19 protein-coding genes and 1 other annotated feature are annotated in these 15,519 nt (G+C 51.7%); of the genes, 14 read left to right on the top strand and 5 right to left on the bottom strand.

What is annotated here, in order from left to right; all coding sequences use genetic code 11:
• Positions 1 to 60: 60 nt before the first annotated feature.
• Positions 61 to 237, bottom strand: coding sequence for a hypothetical protein (locus D3P07_RS26810; RefSeq protein WP_182914135.1), 177 nt, complete (start codon positions 235 to 237; stop codon positions 61 to 63).
• A complete protein-coding gene (locus tag D3P07_RS01285) occupies positions 227 to 529 on the bottom strand; it encodes a nucleotidyltransferase domain-containing protein (RefSeq protein ID WP_119798285.1) in 303 nt (100 codons plus the stop codon). The genes D3P07_RS26810 and D3P07_RS01285 overlap by 11 nt, the downstream gene beginning before the upstream one ends.
• A 524-nt stretch (positions 530 to 1,053) precedes the next feature.
• Here D3P07_RS01285 and spoIIGA point away from each other — a divergent pair.
• From spoIIGA to sigG, 3 genes are all read left to right on the top strand, one after another.
• Positions 1,054 to 1,974 (top strand): sigma-E processing peptidase SpoIIGA, encoded by a 921-nt coding sequence (spoIIGA, locus tag D3P07_RS01280; RefSeq protein WP_119798284.1) that lies wholly within the window; start codon positions 1,054 to 1,056, stop codon positions 1,972 to 1,974.
• Between the two features lie 38 nt (positions 1,975 to 2,012).
• Positions 2,013 to 2,735, top strand: coding sequence for an RNA polymerase sporulation sigma factor SigE (sigE, locus tag D3P07_RS01275; protein WP_119798283.1), 723 nt, complete (start codon positions 2,013 to 2,015; stop codon positions 2,733 to 2,735).
• Between the two features lie 114 nt (positions 2,736 to 2,849).
• Positions 2,850 to 3,632 (top strand): RNA polymerase sporulation sigma factor SigG, encoded by a 783-nt coding sequence (gene sigG, locus D3P07_RS01270; protein ID WP_116045726.1) that lies wholly within the window; start codon positions 2,850 to 2,852, stop codon positions 3,630 to 3,632.
• A gap of 51 nt (positions 3,633 to 3,683) precedes the next feature.
• Here the strand turns inward: sigG and D3P07_RS01265 are convergent, their stop codons facing one another.
• Positions 3,684 to 4,109 (bottom strand): DUF3995 domain-containing protein, encoded by a 426-nt coding sequence (locus tag D3P07_RS01265; protein ID WP_182914134.1) that lies wholly within the window; start codon positions 4,107 to 4,109, stop codon positions 3,684 to 3,686.
• A complete protein-coding gene (locus D3P07_RS01260; RefSeq protein WP_119798281.1) occupies positions 4,109 to 4,678 on the bottom strand; it encodes a TetR/AcrR family transcriptional regulator in 570 nt (189 codons plus the stop codon). The genes D3P07_RS01265 and D3P07_RS01260 overlap by 1 nt, the downstream gene beginning before the upstream one ends.
• Positions 4,679 to 4,827: 149 nt before the next feature.
• Between D3P07_RS01260 and D3P07_RS01255 the strand changes: the two genes are divergently transcribed.
• The 9 genes from D3P07_RS01255 (at position 4,828) to D3P07_RS01215 (ending at position 12,992) form a co-directional block, all read left to right on the top strand.
• Positions 4,828 to 5,109, top strand: coding sequence for a YlmC/YmxH family sporulation protein (locus tag D3P07_RS01255; protein ID WP_119798280.1), 282 nt, complete (start codon positions 4,828 to 4,830; stop codon positions 5,107 to 5,109).
• Positions 5,110 to 5,181: 72 nt separating this feature from the next.
• Positions 5,182 to 6,042, top strand: coding sequence for a peptidoglycan editing factor PgeF (pgeF, locus tag D3P07_RS01250; RefSeq protein ID WP_119798279.1), 861 nt, complete (start codon positions 5,182 to 5,184; stop codon positions 6,040 to 6,042).
• A gap of 7 nt (positions 6,043 to 6,049) precedes the next feature.
• A complete protein-coding gene (locus tag D3P07_RS01245) occupies positions 6,050 to 6,763 on the top strand; it encodes a YggS family pyridoxal phosphate-dependent enzyme (RefSeq protein WP_119798278.1) in 714 nt (237 codons plus the stop codon).
• Between the two features lie 3 nt (positions 6,764 to 6,766).
• A complete protein-coding gene (locus D3P07_RS01240; protein ID WP_119798277.1) occupies positions 6,767 to 7,252 on the top strand; it encodes a cell division protein SepF in 486 nt (161 codons plus the stop codon).
• A gap of 7 nt (positions 7,253 to 7,259) precedes the next feature.
• Positions 7,260 to 7,532 carry a YggT family protein gene (locus D3P07_RS01235; RefSeq protein ID WP_119798276.1) on the top strand — a complete coding sequence of 91 codons (273 nt, stop codon included), beginning with the start codon at positions 7,260 to 7,262 and terminating at the stop codon, positions 7,530 to 7,532.
• An 11-nt stretch (positions 7,533 to 7,543) separates the two neighbouring features.
• The gene (locus tag D3P07_RS01230) at positions 7,544 to 8,326 is read left to right on the top strand and encodes a YlmH family RNA-binding protein (RefSeq protein ID WP_119798275.1); all 783 of its coding nucleotides are present in this window, start codon (positions 7,544 to 7,546) and stop codon (positions 8,324 to 8,326) included.
• Positions 8,327 to 8,448: 122 nt separating this feature from the next.
• Positions 8,449 to 8,952 carry a DivIVA domain-containing protein gene (locus tag D3P07_RS01225; RefSeq protein WP_119798274.1) on the top strand — a complete coding sequence of 168 codons (504 nt, stop codon included), beginning with the start codon at positions 8,449 to 8,451 and terminating at the stop codon, positions 8,950 to 8,952.
• Between the two features lie 69 nt (positions 8,953 to 9,021).
• Positions 9,022 to 9,321, top strand: a binding site (T-box leader).
• 53 nt (positions 9,322 to 9,374) lie between these two features.
• Positions 9,375 to 12,467, top strand: coding sequence for an isoleucine--tRNA ligase (gene ileS / locus D3P07_RS01220; protein WP_119798273.1), 3,093 nt, complete (start codon positions 9,375 to 9,377; stop codon positions 12,465 to 12,467).
• 225 nt (positions 12,468 to 12,692) lie between these two features.
• A complete protein-coding gene (locus tag D3P07_RS01215; protein ID WP_119798928.1) occupies positions 12,693 to 12,992 on the top strand; it encodes a DUF5665 domain-containing protein in 300 nt (99 codons plus the stop codon).
• A gap of 3 nt (positions 12,993 to 12,995) precedes the next feature.
• On the opposite strand, the gene D3P07_RS01210 is transcribed toward D3P07_RS01215, so the two are convergent.
• Positions 12,996 to 13,724, bottom strand: coding sequence for a TraR/DksA C4-type zinc finger protein (locus D3P07_RS01210; protein ID WP_119798927.1), 729 nt, complete (start codon positions 13,722 to 13,724; stop codon positions 12,996 to 12,998).
• A gap of 222 nt (positions 13,725 to 13,946) precedes the next feature.
• Here D3P07_RS01210 and lspA point away from each other — a divergent pair, with 222 nt between their 5' ends.
• Positions 13,947 to 14,474: a signal peptidase II gene (gene lspA, locus D3P07_RS01205; protein WP_119798272.1), complete on the top strand. Its 528-nt coding sequence runs from the start codon at positions 13,947 to 13,949 to the stop codon at positions 14,472 to 14,474.
• Positions 14,449 to 15,396, top strand: coding sequence for an RluA family pseudouridine synthase (locus D3P07_RS01200; protein WP_119798271.1), 948 nt, complete (start codon positions 14,449 to 14,451; stop codon positions 15,394 to 15,396). Before lspA ends, D3P07_RS01200 begins: the two co-directional genes overlap by 26 nt.
• The last annotated feature ends 123 nt before the right edge of the window (positions 15,397 to 15,519 follow it).

The following is a 15,519-nucleotide window of genomic DNA, read 5'->3' as shown; positions in this document are numbered from 1 at the left end:
GACGGTCAGGAATCTATGTCCTGCACCGTCATTTTTTTATGTTGACTATCATTTTAAAGTTTAAACCATCCGTGCTTCTGTTTCCTGAATCAGTCCGCGCATCATGTATATCGCTTTCTTCAAATTCTCTTCCTCTTCCGTGATCAAAGTAAAAATTTCACTTATTCTCTGAGCGTATTGGCTTGGCACTATGCTGAATGAATCCGCGATGGCAACAGCCCCTTTTTCATTCATCAAAAAGGTTTCGTTCCTTGCAAACAAAACCTGATTCAAGCAGGATACTTCCCTGAAAAGACATCCGGTGATTGACCTTCATCCAGCCTCCGCCATTAATCCATGGTCCCCAGTCACTTATTTCTGTTATTAAGTTTTCTCTATGGCCATCATCAATTTCAGCGGCAACCTGACGAAGAGGGGTAATGTCCAGTCCTTTATCAGAGTCGTAGTAGATACCAATATCAATATCGGAATTGTGGTTTTCAGTTCCTTTGGCTGTACTTTTTTTCAAGGGAGAGTTTTCATTAAACAATTGTATCCACTAGTTCTCTTATTGTAGAGGGCTCATTCTCCCATCAGCTCAGGAAGATGTTCGACAGCATCTTGGGGAGATTAAACAAAATGATCAATTTGCTGCATGCAAGACGGGGGAACGTACAGGAAAGTCGAATTGAAGCGAAAAAATGGGTGATCGACAGCCGAAAGTGGCCATTCATTGCATGGTTTAGCACGATCCACTGAAGGAAAGAGGCTTATTTCAAAGGGGAAGAAATAGAGGATCTCGATAGAAAAATGCGCTTCCTGAGAAGAGGGGATCGTGAGCCCTATTGTGGAATCTTCCCCATGGAAGCCTCTTTCTAGAAGAGTCTAGCGATTGGGAATCTTATTGCGGTTAAAATAGCCTCGTTTTTTGTTTGCGAAGTCGACAAAAAAAGATGGGTGAACCCGTCATGAATAGACAGACTTTGAAATACGATTAACATATACTAGTCTCAATCGTTCTCCTCAGACCGAATCTATGTGACGATTCGGCAGAAAGGGAGGAGGAGGACTTGCATGACGGTATATGTAGATATTTTGTTTTTGCGCGAGCTGCTGGTAGACGGCGCTGTATTACTGACAACGGCCTGGGTGCGCCATACGAAGCCAAGACCGTGGCGCATATTGGGCGCGTCGGCTTTTGGAGCCTGTTATGTTGTACTTATGCTATACCCCCAGCTATCATTCCTGTTTACGCTCGTTGTTAAGGTCCTGTTTTCCTTTGTTATGGTATGGATAGCGTTCGGATTCTCGTCGTTGCAGCATTATATTCGGAACATTGCAGCTTTCTATTCCGTTAATTTCGTCGCGGCTGGAGCAGTGCTCGGGTTGTATTATTTGTTTATGCAAGGGTCAGGCGCGATGTGGAAGACGCTTACGATCGCCGGAGGCAGCATACAGGCTGAGATCAAGCTATCTATTTTTTATTTGGCCGCTGCATTTGCGATTGGGCTATACGTATACCGGGCAGTTATGACCGGCAGACGGGAGCGCGAGCTTGTTCGCAATCATATGGCTGAAGTCAAGGTTACGATAGGGGACAAGACGTATGCATGCACAGGATTAATTGACACGGGCAATCAGCTGTACGATCCGCTCACGCGCATTCCCGTTATGGTCATGGAAGTTTCTCGCTGGGAAGGAGCGCTGCCTGATTCGTGGATTAAGAGCGTAAGGGAAGGCGGGGTAGACCGGCTGATAGCGGACATGGATGCTGATTCATCGTTCGAGTGGCAAGACAGGCTTCGATTAGTGCCGTTTCGGGGAGTGAACAGAGGTTCGCAATTTATGCTTGCCTTAAAACCTGATTCGGTGGAAGTGGCACGTGAAGGACAAGTATTTGAAACAAGCAGGGTATTAATTGGATTCGATGGCGGCAAGCTTGCGGCAGATGGGGCTTATCAAGCGATTATCCATCCGGCTATGGTACAAACGTAAGATTTATACGCACACTACATCGGGGAGGGATGGGCCACATGCTCGTCAAGTATAAACTGATACTGCATCTATATTATTATCGGATTTTATTTTTATTCGGACTAAAAAGCGAAGAACTTTATTATATCGGCGGCAGCGAAGCGTTGCCTCCTCCCCTGACGCGAGAGGAAGAGGAATATCTGCTGGAGAAGCTGCCATCCGGAGATTCGGCGATACGGGCGATGCTGATTGAGCGCAATCTGCGGCTTGTGGTCTATATAGCCAGGAAGTTCGAAAATACGGGTATCCATATTGAGGACCTCGTTTCGATCGGCGCAATCGGGTTGATCAAGGCAGTCAACACCTTCGACCCGGAGAAAAAAATCAAGCTGGCTACCTATGCGTCCCGTTGTATCGAAAATGAAATCTTGATGTACTTGCGCCGCAACAGCAAGACCAGAACGGAGGTGTCGTTCGACGAGCCGCTGAATATCGATTGGGACGGCAACGAGCTGCTCCTCTCGGATGTGCTCGGCACGGAGAACGATACCATCTACCGGAATATCGAGGAGCAGGTGGACCGCAAGCTGCTTCACAAGGCGCTCGACAAGCTGTCGGAGCGGGAACGCATCATTATGGAGCTTCGATTCGGCCTCGCTGACGGGGAAGAGAAGACGCAAAAGGATGTCGCTGATATGCTCGGCATCTCGCAATCCTATATTTCCAGGCTGGAGAAGCGGATTATTAAGCGGCTGCGCAAGGAATTTAATAAGATGGTGTAACAGACGGGGCGCAATGCGCCCCTTTTGCATTTGTCGAAGGATGTCAGAATAGGAATAAAAAGAGGGTCCGGGGAGATAATGAACATTAATGTTTCTCCTTGGGAGGTAATCACGTTGACCCGAAATAAAGTCGAGATCTGTGGTGTGGATACCGCGAAACTGCCTGTATTGACCAACGTCGAAATGAGGGAGCTGTTTACGGCGTTGCAAGCCCGGGGTGAATGGGCAGCAAGAGAGAAATTGGTGAACGGCAATTTGCGGCTCGTTCTGAGCGTCATCCAGCGGTTCAACAATAGGGGAGAGTTTGTAGACGACCTGTTCCAGGTGGGCTGCATCGGACTTATGAAGGCGATCGATAATTTCGACCTTAGTCAAAACGTGAAATTTTCCACCTATGCCGTGCCTATGATTATTGGGGAAATTCGGCGCTATCTGCGCGACAATAACCCAATCAGAGTATCCCGGAGCCTCAGAGATATCGCCTACAAGGCTTTGCAAGTACGCGACAGCCTAACGAACAAAAATTCCAGGGAGCCGACGATTTTCGAAATTTCGGAGGCGCTGAATGTGCCGAAGGAAGATGTCGTATTCGCGCTTGATGCGATTCAGGACCCGGTATCGCTGTTCGAACCGATCTACCATGACGGGGGAGATCCCATCTATGTGATGGATCAAATTAGCGACGACCGCAACAAGGATGTGTCGTGGATTGAAGAGATTGCGCTCCGCGAAGCGATGCACAAGCTGAACGATCGGGAGAAAATGATTCTGTCGATGCGATTCTTCGAAGGCAAGACGCAGATGGAGGTAGCCGACGAGATTGGCATCTCGCAGGCGCAGGTGTCACGGCTGGAGAAGTCGGCGATTCAGCAAATGCAGAAACATGTGAAAACTTGAATGTCAGGTTCCAAAGACGGCAGCGCCAACTCGGCGCTGCCGTCTTTGCTGTTAATGCAAGAGCAGAATCAGGGTTGACGCGCCGAGTGCCAGACAAAGCGGAGAATAATAACGGCTGTCCATTCGCGCGAAAGGACTGCCGCGATAACGCTTGAAGAACCCGATATATCGAAAATCGCCAACGCTGCGAATCAAAAAAATCGCACTTATCAAATATCCTCCAGTATTAACAAGCCATGACGGCAGCATGCCAGGCAGCTCCCGGCCCAGCAAGAGCATCCAGAATGCAGCAATCCAGAGCAGCGCCATTACAGCGGCAGTTTCTAATTTCCCCGGCTGAAACAAGGGCTTGTTGTCGGCTATGGTGGGTATGGCCGCATGAATTCCTCGTGTGCCGCCAAGGAGCCAGTACAAATGAAGCAAGCCGAGCGGGGTGAAGACGGCGGCCAGGGTCCAACTCCATACAGGAATCATCATCAGCATTCGCCTCCATCCAGCGCCAGATAAGGCATTATCAGCGCAATTGCCGACTCTGAATCATCAGCATCCTGATCCCTTCCATGCTGGCGCTCATGCCAGCCCAAGTAATAGCTGTAGAGGAGCTCGGCTTTGCGCTCCGCAGCTTCAGGACTTTGTCCAGTCGCAGCTAGCAGTCTCGACATATGGGATAGTCTGACGGTTTCAATTCGAATAAGCTGCTCGGCATAATATGGCGTTGAACGCCCCAGTCTGCGCAAATGGTATAGAAAATCGCGGCTTTTATTGGGAGCGAACATGCCCTCCATAACCGTCATGACCGCTTCACGGGGAGATAGGCCGTCAAGCGAGGATTGGGCGATAAGGACCGAAGTGCTTCTCTCCTGCCAGTCGTCAATAATTCGGCGCAGGAAGGAAGCGCGGTCTTTGAAATACCAGTAGAAGCTGGTCTTGCTGGTGCCGAGCGACCTTGCGAGACGCTCGATGACAAGCGCTTGTTCTCCTCCTTCTGAAAACCGGGCAAAACCAAGCGCGATCCAATCTTCTTCGGTTGCTATTTTTTTGGGCATACAGCATACATCCCCCTTATTGTACGATATCGTATAATAAAAGTATCATGTTCTGCTTTTTTTGGGAAGGGGACATATTGGGCGAATGAATCATATACTGATACAAGAAGCTGCGTTTGATTAATTCGCAGGAAATGTGGTGATCCAAAATGAAAATTTCCGATTTTCAATCCAAGGATGTTATTAACATTGTTGACGGAAAAAAACTGGGACACATTAGCGATCTTGAGCTGGATTTGCGTCAAGGACGCATTGATTCCATTGTCGTGCCGCAGTATACAAAAGTATTCGGCTTGTTCGGAAGCAATGGAACCGAGATGGTGATTCCGTGGCGGAATATCGTCAAGATCGGAGCGGATGTCGTTCTGGTCCGCATGGATGAAGCAAAGGCGTTGCGAACCGATGAGGATGATTTGCACGTCCGCGCATGAGGGGTTAAACTGGACATAGACGGCTCGCCCTGCACCAGGGCGCTGTTTATGTCCTATTCATGGGGTGAGAGAATGGAACCGTTTGTACAAAGCAAGAGAGAAGATACAGCGAAGGAGCCTTCGCTTTTTTTGTTGCCGGAATGGATAAACGTTGACGAGCGTTTGACTGCAGGCTTTACGGGCAGGAGCGGCGGCGTGAGCGGCGAGCCGTGGACCGGCCTTAATATAGGGCTTCACGTCGGGGATGACGAGGAGGCGGTTATCCTCAATCGGAAGCGTGTGACAGAAGCACTGGGGTGGCCGTTCGAGGCATGGACCTGCGCTGAACAGGTCCATGGCAACCGTGTGGCAAAGGTGACGTTGGCGGAGCGGGGCAAAGGAAAGGAGCGCATGGACGATACGATCACCGGCTGCGATGCGCTGATGACGGATGTGCCTGGCGTGCTGCTGACTTCCTTTTATGCGGACTGCGTACCGCTTTACTTCTATGCACCTGATCAAGGAGCTGTCGCGCTCGCCCATGCCGGATGGCGTGGTACGGTGGGAGAGATTGCGGCAATGACGGTAGAGGCTATGGAGGAAGCGTATGGTGTGCAGCGTGAACGGATTTTTGCAGCTATCGGACCTTCAATCGGGGATTGCTGTTATGAGGTAGACGGGCCTGTGATGACGGAGGTTGACCGGGTGATGAGGGAATTGAACCTGCCGGAAGAGGAACAGGCAAGCTGCATGCAAAGGAAGGAAAATGGAAAAGCTTCTCTAAACTTGAAAGAATTAAACCGACAGATTATGATAAAAGCAGGAATTTTGCCGAGTCGTATCGAATTAACTACTTGGTGCACCGGCTGCCGGACTGATTTGTTCTACTCTTATCGGGTGGAAGGCGGCAAAACGGGACGAATGGCCAGCTGGATTGGCATTCGAGAAAGGTGAAACGAAGATGTCCATGCAAGAGAGAATCCGGTCGGTGGAAGAGAGAATTGCCGCAGCATGCGATCGCTCAGGCCGGAAAGCGGAAGATGTTCATATGATTGCTGTAACGAAATACGTATCGCTGGATACGGCAAGGGAAGCATTCAATTGCGGCTTGTCGAATCTCGGCGAGAATCGCTGGCAGGATGCGCAGGAGAAGTGGCTGGCGCTAAGCGGCGGTGAGCAGGCATCGAACGATGGGAAGCCGGTTTGGCATTTTATCGGTTCCCTGCAGACGAATAAAGTAAAGGACGTCATCGGAAAATTCACATACATTCATTCACTGGACAGGCTGTCGCTGGCGGAAGCGATTCATAAGCGCGCCGCGCAGCTCGGCATTAACGTCCCTTGCTTTATTCAAGTCAATGTGTCGGGCGAGGAATCTAAGCACGGACTCCAGCCGGAGGAGCTGTCCGCTTTTCTGGACAAGCTTGCTGATTTTCCGGGGGTGAGGCCGATCGGGCTGATGACGATGGCGCCTTACGAGTCCAAGCCGGAGGATACAAGACCGGTATTCCGGGCGTTGCGCCAATTAAGGGATGAGATCAGGGCCACATCGGCCCATGCGGAAGATCTGATTCATCTCTCGATGGGCATGTCTAATGATTTTGAGGTTGCTATTGAGGAAGGCGCGACATGGGTTCGGCTTGGCACAACATTAGTCGGGAAAGAGGAGGAATGAGGAATGAGCGTCATGAACCGTTTTATGAACTTTTTTGGACTGCAGGAAGAGGAAGAAGTAGTCGAGCGGGAGCGCGTCACGCAAACAGATGAGCAAGAGTCTGAAACCTCGCCGTTCGAGACACGTAGAAACCTAAGGAACAATAGCGGAATTACGGGCGGTACTTCGGGAAGCGGCAATAATGTCGTCAGCATCCACTCGCAGAAAAACGTTCGGGTCGTGCTCAGCGAGCCTCGTTCCTATGACGAAGCGCAGGAAATCGCCGATCATCTGCGTTCGCGCCGCGCTGTCATCGTCAATCTGCAGCGGGTCAGAAGCGACCTCGCTCTTCGCATTGTTGATTTCTTAAGCGGTACAGTGTACGCTTTAAGCGGCAGCATCTCCAAGCTCGGTCCTAATATATTTCTGTGCACACCGGACACGGTTGAAATTCAAGGTGCCATAACGGAAATGCTGGCAGAGGAGATCGATTACAACAAAATGAGGTGACCTTGGATTGGAACTGTTTATTTATGGATTTATCGGCACGGTAGCCAACGTTTACAGCTATCTGATTATCGGATACGTTCTGTTATCCTGGTTTCCTAATGCTCGCGAGAGCTTTATCGGGCAATTGCTCGGACGGATTGTCGAACCGTATATCGGCATCTTCAGAAGATTCATACCGCCAATCGGCGGCGTGCTAGATTTGTCCCCGATCATCGCGATCTTTGCGCTGCGGTTCATTGTGATCGGCTTGCAGTCTGTGCTTGAATTCCTGCTTTTGTAGAGGACAGCGACATGAAATCAGCTATTTATAATCATTTTCACCCCGAAGAGAAGCCGTTTGTCGATCGGGCACTGGAATGGATAGATCGGTCCGCCATGCAGCATGAGCTGAAGCGGACCGATTTTTTGGACCCGAGACAAGCTCAGATTGTCGAGATGCTGGCCAACCGCAATCCAGATGTGCTGCTACGGCTGGATGGCGGTCACGCGAATGCCGAGCGCAAGCGTGCGCTGATCGCACCGGATTACCGCGACGTAGACAACGAGCCGATGCATATTGCCGTTCTTGAAGCAAGAGCGGCAGGCGCAACTCATCTTGAACTGGATCATGGCGATTTCCTTGGCGCCTTACTAGGTCTTGGCATCAAACGCGACCGGATAGGGGACATTCATGTTCATGAATCCTTCGCGCATATTATGGTTACGGACGAGATTGCCGATTACTTAAATATACACCTCCGTCAAGTGCACCGATTGAGCGTGCTGACGGATATTCTGCCCCTTGAGCAGTTGAAGCCGATCGTATCGAAGCTGGAGGAGATGAGCTTCACGGTCGCTTCTATGCGGCTGGACGGCATCGCCAGCGATGTCTACCGCATTAGCCGCTCGAAGATTGTGGAGCCCATTCGGGCGGGTCGTTGCAGGGTGAACTGGAAGACGGAGGAGAATCCGTCAGAGCCGCTCAAGGAAGGCGATGTGGTGTCTTTGAAGGGTCTTGGTCGATTCAAGGTACTTGAAGTCGACGGCTTGACAAAAAAGGGCAGGATTCGTGTAAAGATCGGCAAATTTATTTGACCGGATGCAGGAAAAAGCGAGGGACTGTCGAATCTCTTCACATCGGAATGTTGACGGTGGTGAACGTGCGAAGGCTACCGCCGGTTGCGTGGGAACCATATCAGGAATAGGGAGGTGCGCCAATGCCGCTAACGCCATTGGACATACATAACAAGGAGTTTTCGCGCCGTCTGCGCGGCTATGACGAGGATGAAGTGAATGAGTTTCTGGACCAGGTCATCAAAGACTATGAATCGCTCATTCGCGAAAACAAAGAAATTCAAAATCAGATGCTGGCGTTACAGGAGAGGCTGAATCACTTCTCCAATATCGAAGAGACGCTGAGCAAGACGATTATCGTTGCGCAAGAAGCAGCAGACGAAGTGCGCAACAACGCCAAGAAGGAAGCACAGCTCATTATCAAGGAAGCGGAGAAGAACGCCGACCGCATCGTGAATGATTCGCTGAACAAGTCCCGCAAAGTGTCGCTTGAGGTTGAAGAGCTGAAGAAGCAAGCTTCGATCTATCGCGCGCGCTTCCGTACGCTTGTCGAGGCACAGCTTGATCTGCTGAAGCAAGACGGGTGGGATACGCTGGATTCGTCGAATACGGCGCGCGATCCGGAGCGTGAGCTTCTGCGCGGGTAGCGGGAATAGGCGAAAGCCCGTTTGACAAGAACCGCCGATTTAAGCTATAACTAAACTATTACAATCAATTGAACTTCCATGACGAGAACAAGTACGTTATGCGTTCATTCCCCAGAGAGCCGGATGATTGCTGCAAGTCCGGCGTATGAGCCATTACGGAATATCATCTCCGAGAAGAGGCGCCTAACCCGTGATTCAGGCGGTAATAAGCGTCGACGGCCGTCCCCCGTTACAGGGACCGCGAATCATGTGATTCGCTTCTAAGTGCCGCAGGTCGCACCGTCTCTATCAGGGACGATGTTCATGCCCTTTCTTTCTAAGGGGACAGGCGGAACAAGGGTGGTAACGCGAGCTAACCTCGTCCCTTTTACAGGGGCGGGGTTTTATTTTTTTTTCTCAAGATATGGAAGGGGTAATGAAACATGCAACGCGTTGACGTAAAGGAACGCGCCCGCAGCCGCGAGCTGCGTGTGCTGCAGCAATGGAAAGACAATGATACGTTCAAGCAATCCATCCAAAATCGGGAGGGCAAGCCGAACTTCGTCTTCTACGAAGGACCGCCAACTGCGAACGGTGCACCTCATATCGGCCACGTATTGGGCCGCGTCATCAAAGACTTCATCTGCCGCTACAAGACGATGGCGGGCTACCGTGTTGTCCGCAAGGCAGGCTGGGATACGCACGGCCTTCCAGTCGAACTCGGCGTAGAGAAGCAGCTTGGCATCTCCGGCAAGCAGGAGATCGAGAACTACGGTGTTGAAGCCTTCGTGAAGAAGTGCAAGGACAGCGTATTCGAATACGAGAAGCAATGGCGCGAGCTGACGGAAGCGATCGCGTACTGGACCGATCTCGACAATCCGTACATCACGCTGAAGAATGAATATATCGAAAGCGTATGGCATATTCTGTCCACGATTCACAAGAAAGGCCTGCTGTATCGCGGTCACCGCGTCAGTCCGTATTGCCCTTGCTGCCAGACTACTCTAAGCTCCCATGAAGTGGCGCAAGGCTACGAGGATGTAAAGGATCTGAGCGCAACAGCCAAGTTCAAGCTGATCGATTCCGGCGATTATGTGCTCGCTTGGACGACGACGCCTTGGACGCTCCCGGCCAACGTGGCGCTTGCGGTTAATCCGGAGTTGACCTACGTTCGCGCATCGAAGGACGGCGAGGTATACATCGTTGCGGAAGCACTTGCGGAGAGCGTGCTGAAGGAAAATTACGAGGTATTGTCCACGCTGAAGGGCGCCGATCTGGCAGGCAAGGCTTATGAGCCGCCATTCCGTTATGTGCCGATCGAAACAGGCCATATCGTCATTACGGGCGACTTCGTCAGCGACACCAGCGGTACGGGTATCGTCCATATCGCGCCAGCACATGGCGAAGACGACTACAAGGTGGCACGCGCGAACGGCATCAGCATGCTGAGCGTCGTGAACAACGCCGGCCGTTATGTCGATGAGGTAACGGATCTTGCAGGGCGCTTCGTGAAGGATTGCGACGTCGATATCGTGAAGATGCTGAGCGAGAGGGGTCTTCTTTATTCCAAAGAACGTTATGAGCACAGCTATCCGTTCTGCTGGCGCTGCAAATCGCCGCTGCTCTATTACGCAACAGAGAGCTGGTTCATCGAGACGACGGCGGTCAAGGATCAGCTGATCGCGAACAACAATGGCGTCGACTGGTATCCAGGCCATATTCGCGAAGGCCGCTTCGGCAAGTTCCTGGAGGATCTGGTCGATTGGAACATTAGCCGCAATCGCTATTGGGGCACGCCGCTTAACGTATGGGTGTGCGAAGCGACGGGCAAGGAATACGCGCCAGAGAGCATTGCGGATCTGCGCGCACGCGCAGTAGGCGATGTACCGGAGGATATCGAGCTTCATAAACCTTATGTTGACGATATTTTATTGCAATCGCCTTATGCTGAAGGTGCCGTCATGAGACGTACGCCGGAAGTCATCGACGTATGGTTCGACAGCGGCTCCATGCCGTTCGCCCAGCAGCATCATCCGTTCGGAGACGAGAAGCAGTTCCAGGATCAGTACCCGGCAGATATTATCTGTGAGGGCATCGACCAGACGCGCGGCTGGTTCTTCAGCTTGCTGGCGGTATCGACGCTTTACAACGGCAAAGCGCCGTACAAAGCCGTTATCTCGACCGGCCACATTCTCGATGAGAACGGACAGAAGATGTCCAAGTCGAAGGGCAATGTAATCGATCCTTGGGAAATCATCAACGAATACGGCACGGACGCCTTCCGCTGGGCTCTCCTCGCAGACAGCGCGCCATGGAACAGCAAGCGCTTCTCCAGAGGCATCGTAGGCGAAGCCAAATCGAAGGTGATCGATACGATTGTCAATACCCATGCTTTCTATGCGCTGTATGCATCCATCGACGGCTACAAGCCGGAGGAGCATGCCGCGAAGGCATCCGGCAACAAGCTGGACCGCTGGATTGTATCCCGCCTGAACAGCTTGATCAAGACGGTTACGAAAGGTCTTGAAGTCAACGACTTCCTGAACCCTGCCAAGTCGATCGAGCAGTTCGTCGACGAGATGAGCAACTGGTATATCCGCCGTTCCCGTGACCGGTTCTGGGGCAGCGGACTGTCGGAAGACAAGGTGGCAGCTTATCAGACGCTTCGCCATGTGCTTCTGACGCTATCTCGTCTGATCGCACCCTACGCGCCGCTCCTTGCGGATGACGTGTACGGCAACCTGGGCGGCGAAGGCAGCGTTCATCTGGCTGACTTCCCGGTCGCAGATGAAGCGGTTATCGACGAAACGCTTGAGCGCGATATGGAGAGCACGAAGGGAATCGTCGAACTGGCGCGCAACGTGCGTAATGAAACATCGATCAAGACGCGACAGCCATTGTCTGAGCTGATCGTATCGCTTGACGGCGAATTCCCGATCTCCGATTACGAAGAGATCATCAAGGATGAAATCAACGTGAAAAGCATTGTCGTGCAGCATTCCGACAGCGGCTTCGTAGATTTCAACCTTAAGCTGAATCTGAAGGTTGCGGGCAAGAAATACGGCAAGCATGTCGGCCCGATCCAAGGTGCGCTGAAAGCTCTGTCTGCGGACGAAGCGCGCGAGGTTGTAACCGGAGGCAGCTTCGGCTTCACGACAGCTGAAGGTGAGGCGCTGTCGATCAGTCTGGATGAGCTTCTTGTCGAGAAGCAAGCGAAGTCCGGCTTCGCATCGGCATCCGGAGGCGGCATGACCGTAGCGCTTAATACGGACATTACGCCGGAATTGGAGCAAGAGGGCTGGGTTCGTGAAGTGATTCGCGCCGTTCAGGATACGCGCAAGAAGCAGGATCTTCCGATCGAGAAGCGCGTGGATCTGGCATTGGACGTAGATGGCGAGCTGAAGGCTGCGCTTGAAGCGTTCTCAGCTGTTCTCCATGACAACGTTCTGCTGCAGTCCGTTTCGTTCGAAGCTTTAGAGGGTATGGAAAGAGTAAAGCTGGGCGAGAAGGAAGTAGGCATTTTCATCAAAGGTTAGGGAAATAGTAAGGGAACAAATGCAAATGCATTAGCCGCTTAGGCGGCCATACTTGTTCCGCAGATAAGGTTAAGACGGCTTAGGAAAACCTTATAGGATGAAGCCCGCTTGCCGCCATGCTGGCGGAGCGGGCTTCTCTGCTTTGAACCGGAGGTGATGGTTATGGTGAAGAGAAGACATCAAGGAAAGCATCCGCTCCCTGAGCAAGAAGCGAACGACTTAAGCATGCTTCAGAAATCGCTGGCTGCTCTCGATAAGCGTATGCAGCATATTGCCTCAGAGATGGAGAGAACCCATATCGCAGAATATGTCGATTTGCTTAACCGCCCTTTCTCGCTGATCTGGCGCAATCTGCTGTCAGGTGTAGCAAGGGGTGTCGGCATCGCGATCGGGTTCACGTTTTTTGCCGCAACGATCCTGTATGTGCTGCAAATTCTCGGAGCGCTCAATCTTCCCATTATCGGGGATTATATTGCGGATATCGTACGAATCGTACAGATCCAGCTGGAAGGCAAGAGCTATTAGGCATTACGCTTCATCGTTCTCGCCCTCCAGCATGTGATCGCCTTCCTCGCTCTGCATATAGTTCTCATATTCGCGATTGCGGATAACCGATACATAGCGGCCTGTAATGTCGGTTGCAAGAAAGCTTTCCAGCGATTCTACGTATCCGTCATTTTCTTCGGACTCAATGCCGATATGCTCATAATCAGTGGCGTTCCGATTCTCCGACATCGCCGGCGAATCGGCATTGCCCCAAGACTCGACAATTTGCCAAGCGTCCTCGCCATCGAACCCGTTATATCCGCCCTCATGTTCGTCCATGCTCGTCCGGCCAAATGGAGGCTGCAGGAACATCTCCTCAACCGGACGGCGGTCGGATACTATATTTCTTGGAGCGTGGCTGACGCAATACAGGGTATCGGGGACTGCGTCAAGCCTTTCATAAGGGATAGGTTCGCCGCAGACAACACAGACACCATAGTTGCCATTGTCCATGGCTGCAAGAGCGGCCTCGATCCGGCGAAGATGAAGCTCTTCCTGCTCCAGCAGGGAGATATCCTTCTCCCGCTCGTACAGCTCGGTCGCAAGATCGCCGGGATGATTATCAATCGGCGACAATTCTCCGGTCTGATCGCGAAGGGAGTCTCCTTTGCCATAATGCTGATTTTGCATCAATCGGGATTCAATTTCCTGATGCTCGTCCTGCAGGCGAAGACGCAGCAGGGCGAGCTGGGAGCTTGATGGATAAGACATAAGGATAGCACCGTCCTTTGTACCATACATAATTGCCTCATTAGCTTTTGCCGAAGCGGACGATTTCAGTATGGGCATGGCTGGATGGCAGCATAGCCCACTCGCCTAGGATATAACTGGTTTCCAGCCGCTCCCCTATGCTACACTAGGTGAAGCGGATATTGCCATGAATGGCCGATGGCGGCAAGCCGAATGCAAGTTACCTTTTTTAGGAGTGATCAGATGCGCTATACCTATTACTACCTCATTACAGTGATCGTACTTATCCTGGATTACGTGACCAAAAAAATCGTGGCGACTAAAATGAACCTGTACGATGAAATTAGCGTGATCGGCAACTTCTTCCTCATTACGTCGCATCGCAATCGCGGGGCTGCCTTCGGTATTCTGGAGGGACAGCGCGTATTCTTCATTATTATTACGGTCGCTATAGTGTCCGGGCTAATCTGGTACACCCATACGATGCGTAAAACGGGCAAGCCGAGATTGTTTATCGGTTTGACATTGGTACTGGGCGGAGCTATCGGGAACTTCATTGATCGTGTGCGCTTCGGTGAAGTGGTCGACTTCTTCAAATTCAACTTTGGCAGCTATACGTTCCCGATCTTCAACATTGCGGATTCCGCAATTGTGATAGGTGTGGGGCTAATTCTGCTGGATGCGCTTCTTAGCGCCCGCGAGGAGAAGCTCGCGCAAGGACAGGACAATAAGGAGCCAAGTGAGCATGAACAGCAACCTACAGCAAGATGATGACGCAACGCTCGTAGAATGGACGATAGAGTCCGAACAAGCAGGCGAGCGAATTGATAAATGGATTGCCGAGACGTTGAATATGCCGGGATTGTCCCGCACTCAGGTGCAGGAATGGATCAAGGCCGGAGCGGCAACCGTGGGTGGCAAGAGTGTAAAAGCAAATTACAAGCTCGCTCTGGGGGATGTTCTGGCTATCGCTGTGCCGGAGACGGAAGACGCGAATATTAAAGCCGAGGATATTCCTCTTGAAGTGGTATACGAGGATTCGGATATCATCGTCATTAACAAGCCGAGAGGCATGGTTGTACACCCTGCACCGGGACATTCGTCAGGTACGGTCGTGAACGCGCTGATGCATCATTGCAAGGACCTCTCCGGCATTAATGGCATGCTGCGTCCCGGCATCGTGCATCGGATCGACAAGGATACGACAGGTCTTCTCATGGCGGCCAAAAACGATCTGGCGCATGTTTCGCTAGCCGAGCAATTGAAGGAGCATACCGTCACGCGAAAATATATTGCGCTGGTTCACGGCAATGTGCCTCATGACCAAGGCACCATCGATGCGCCGATCGGCCGCGACCGCAACGACCGCAAGCTGTTTACGGTAACGGAGCATAACAGCAAGCCTGCTGTTACTCATTTTGTCGTATTGGAGCGTATAGGCGACTACACGCTGCTTGAGCTTCAACTGGAGACGGGCCGCACGCATCAGATTCGCGTTCATATGAAATATATCGGCCATCCGATGGCGGGGGATCCCGTATACGGACGGAACAAGACGGTCGCGCTGGACGGACAGGCTCTTCATGCGGCTGTATTGGGCTTCACACATCCGCGTACTGGGGAGAGGCTGCTGTTCGAAGCGCCGCTGCCTGAGGATTATGAGCATGTGCTTGCCAGCTTGAAGTCGAGATAAGAAGAGTGTTGTCAGCCGGTGCATCGCACCGGCTGCTTTCGTCTAGCCGCATAGTGACGAACGTATGAATGCGATACTGAAATAAGTGCAAACTTTTGACGATATCCTGCATTATGTTCGCCC

The organism is Paenibacillus sp. 1011MAR3C5 (genome assembly GCF_003591485.1).
In the GTDB taxonomy this organism is placed as follows: domain Bacteria; phylum Bacillota; class Bacilli; order Paenibacillales; family Paenibacillaceae; genus Pristimantibacillus.
Note: the sequence above shows the minus strand (reverse complement) of the source record. Positions and strands in the feature narration are given on the sequence as shown.